Annotated in this window: 1 rRNA gene; it reads right to left on the bottom strand. The window is 64.8% G+C overall.

The annotated features are described in order from the left end of the window. Positions 1-75 precede the first annotated feature (75 nt). Positions 76-1,590, bottom strand: a 16S ribosomal RNA gene (locus BMX94_RS10460). Positions 1,591-1,830: the final 240 nt, after the last annotated feature.

Raw genomic sequence — 1,830 nt, 5'->3', positions numbered from 1 at the left:
GGCCAGCGTGCGTGGTCCGTGACGGGACCCGTCCGTCTGAAATGATGTCTTGTCTCTCTTCGGGTGTCTCCCTAGAAAGGAGGTGATCCAGCCGCACCTTCCGGTACGGCTACCTTGTTACGACTTCACCCCCCTTACCAGCCACACCTTCGGCGCCTCCCCCCATTGCTGGTTGGGCCGGCGACTTCGGGTGCAGTCGACTCGGGTGGTGTGACGGGCGGTGTGTACAAGGCCCGGGAACGCATTCACCGCGGCGTGCTGATCCGCGATTACTAGCAACTCCGACTTCGCGGGGGCGGGTTGCAGCCCCCGGTCCGAACTGGGGCCGGCTTTGGGGATTCGCTCGGCGTCGCCGCCTGGCAGCCCGCTGTGCCGGCCATTGTAGCACGTGTGCAGCCCAGGGCATAAGGGGCATGATGACTTGACGTCGTCCCCGCCCTCCTCCGGCTTGACGCCGGCGGTCTCGCATGGGTGCCCGGCCGGACCGCTGGCAACATGCGACGGGGGTTGCGCTCGTTGCGGGACTTAACCCAACATCTCACGACACGAGCTGACGACAGCCATGCACCACCTGTCTTGGCTCCTCTCGGCCACGGCGTCTCCGCCGCTTCACCAAGATGTCAAGCCCTGGTAAGGTTCTTCGCGTTGCTTCGAATTAAGCCACATGCTCCGCTGCTTGTGCGGGCCCCCGTCAATTCCTTTGAGTTTTAGCCTTGCGGCCGTACTCCCCAGGCGGGACACTTAATGCGTTGGCTGCGGCACGGAGGGGCGTCCCCCCCACACCTAGTGTCCATCGTTTACGGCTGGGACTACCAGGGTATCTAATCCTGTTCGCTCCCCCAGCTTTCGCTCCTCAGCGTCAGTTGTGGCCCAGAAGGCCGCCTTCGCCACCGGTGTTCTTCCCGATATCTGCGCATTCCACCGCTACACCGGGAATTCCGCCTTCCCCTACCAAACTCAAGCCCGCCGGTATCGGGAGCGGCCGGGGGTTGGGCCCCCGCATTTGACTCCCGACCTAGCAGGCCGCCTACGAGCGCTTTACGCCCAATGAATCCGGATAACGCTCGCCCCCTACGTATTACCGCGGCTGCTGGCACGTAGTTAGCCGGGGCTTCTTCTGCAGGTACCGTCACCTTGCGGCCTCGTCCCTGCTGAAAGCGGTTTACGACCCGAGGGCCTTCCTCCCGCACGCGGCGTCGCTGCGTCAGGCTTCCGCCCATTGCGCAAGATTCCCCACTGCTGCCTCCCGTAGGAGTCTGGGCCGTGTCTCAGTCCCAATCTGGCTGGTCGGTCTCTCAACCCAGCTACCCATAGTCGCCTTGGTGGGCCGTTGCCCCGCCAACTAGCTAACAGGCCGCGGGCCCATCCCCCCCCGCCGGAGCTTTCCCGCCCCTCCCATGCGGAGGGGGCGGTTCATCCGGTATTACCCACGGTTTCCCGAGGCTGTCCCGGGGAGGGGGGCAGGTTGCCCACGTGTTACTCAGCCGTTCGCCACTGCCTCGCCCACCGAGGTGGGTCCGGCCGTTCGACTTGCATGTGTTAGGCGCGCCGCCAGCGTTCATCCTGAGCCAGGATCGAACTCTCCGTTCGGAGCGCCGCGCTTCGCGCGGCGTGACTCTCCAATGCGACGGATGTCCGGGTCCCACTCCAAGACCACGCTGATCTCGGACTTCACTGGAATCGACTCGGCGCCGTGCTCTCGCACGGCATTCGAGCATCGCTAGTCTGTCCTTCGTCGTCCGATCTCTCGGACACGGTATCCGGTTCTCAGGGTGCCCTGCGGCGCCATCCCGTGTGGGGCGCGGCGCCGCGCGAGGAAGTAATATACGC

Source organism: Olsenella sp. KH3B4 (genome assembly GCA_900111695.1).
GTDB lineage: Bacteria > Actinomycetota > Coriobacteriia > Coriobacteriales > Atopobiaceae > Tractidigestivibacter.
The sequence above is the reverse complement of the archived record's forward strand: the minus strand, read 5'-3'. Positions and strand labels throughout refer to the sequence as shown.